General features: G+C 74.8%; 1 protein-coding gene. It reads right to left on the reverse strand.

Going from position 1 to position 1,820, the window contains the following annotated elements; genetic code table 11:
- A partial coding sequence (locus ABZ260_RS50665) for a polyketide synthase dehydratase domain-containing protein (RefSeq protein WP_355633032.1) occupies window positions 1-1,820 on the reverse strand: 1,820 nt, incomplete at both ends.

The raw sequence follows: 1,820 nt of genomic DNA on the forward strand, positions 1-1,820 counted from the left end.
GTGGACGAGAGCGCCCCCAAGGGCCAGAACGAGGACTGGGACCTGGCGCTGCGCGCCGCCGCCCACGCGCGCAGGGCGGCGGCCAGACCCCATTCGTCGGAGCCGAGCACCGACCAGCGCCTGGCCGGACGGTCCCCGCTCCCGGATTCCGGCGCGAGCGGCCAGTCCAGTCGCAGCAGCGGTCCACCGCCGGTGCGCGCCGTACGCTGCGGATCATTCGGCCGCAGCGCGAGGGAGCGCACCGAGGCGACCAGGCCGCCCTGGGCGTCGGCCACGACCAGCGTGATCGCGTCCGTACCGGCCCCGCTCACCCGGACCCGGAGCCTTGAGGCGCCGGAGGCATGCAGGGACACCCCGCTCCAGGCGAACGGCAGCAGTCCACCGCCCGCCTCGTCGAGCCCGGCGAGGGACGCCACGTGCAGCGCGGCGTCGAGCAGGGCCGGGTGCAGCCCGTACGAGCCCGCGTCGGCCGCGAGGTCCTCGGGCAGGGCGACCTCGGCGAACACCTCCTGGCCGGTGCGCCAGACGGCGCGCACCCCCTGGAACGCGGGGCCGTAGGAGAAGCCCACCCGCGCCCGCCGCTCGTAGAAACCGTCGAGGTCCACCGCGACGGCGTCCGCGCGCGGCCACTCGTCCATGCCGGGGTCGGGGACGCCCGGCACACCGGGGGTGAGCACACCGGTGGCATGCCGAACCCACGGCGCGTCCGGCTCGTCCGCCGGCCGGGAGTACACGCCGATCGTCCGGCCACCGCCGTCGGCGGCGGCGCCGAGCGCCACCTGCAACTGGACACCACCCCGCTCGGGCAGCACGAGCGGTGCGGTGAGCGTGAGCTCCTCCACCAGGCCGCAACCGACCTCGGCGCCCGCCCGCACGGCCAGCTCGACGAAGGCCGTGCCGGGCAACAGCACCTGTCCGGCCACCACGTGGTCGCACAACCACGGATGCGCGGCCGTCGAGACCAGAGCGGTGAACAGGAATCCACCGGTGTCGGGCAGCTCCACGGCCGCGCCGAGCAGCGGGTGCCGCGGCCGGTCCAGCCCGGCGGAGGTGACATCGCCTACGGTCGCCGCAGGTTCGGACCAGTACCGCTCCCGCTGGAAGGCATACGTCGGCAGGTCCACCCGGCGAGCCGCCGTGGCGGAGAACAGCTCCGGCCACCGCACCGCCATCCCCTGCACGTACAGCCGGGCGGCCGCCGCCAGTGCCGCGGCCTCCTCGCCGCGGTCCTTACGCAGAACGGGGAAGGCGACCACCGGCTCGTCCGAGTCCTGGCGAACCGAGAGGTTCTGGTGAACGAGCGCCGACAACCCGCCATCCGGACCGAGCTCCAGGAACACCTTGGCCCCCGCCGCTCCGGCGGCACGGATCGCCTCCGCGAAACGCACCGGACGCACGACGTGATCCACCCAGTACCGCGCCGAGCACAGGTAGGCGGCGTCGACCCTCTCGCCGGTCACGGTGGAGACGATCGCCGTCCTCGGCTCGCCGAAGGTCAGCCCCTCGACGACCTCCCGGAACTCCGCCAGCATCGGCTCCATCAGCGGCGAGTGGAACGCGTGACTCACCCGCAGACGGATGGTCCTGTCGAAGCGCGCGGCGACGCGCAGGACGGCGTCCTCGGTTCCGGCGATCACGACGGACGACGGGCCGTTCACCGCGGCGATGACGACCCCGTCCTCCAGCACCGGCTCGACCTGCGCCCGGCCGGCCTGGACCGACACCATCGCCCCGCCCTCGGGCAGGCGCTGCATCAGCCGGCCCCGGGCCGCGACCAGCGCGCAGGCCGTCAACGGCAAGCTGGACCGGCGGGCACTGCC

The organism is Streptosporangium sp. NPDC006013, from assembly GCF_040614275.1.
Classification (GTDB): domain Bacteria; phylum Actinomycetota; class Actinomycetes; order Streptosporangiales; family Streptosporangiaceae; genus Streptosporangium.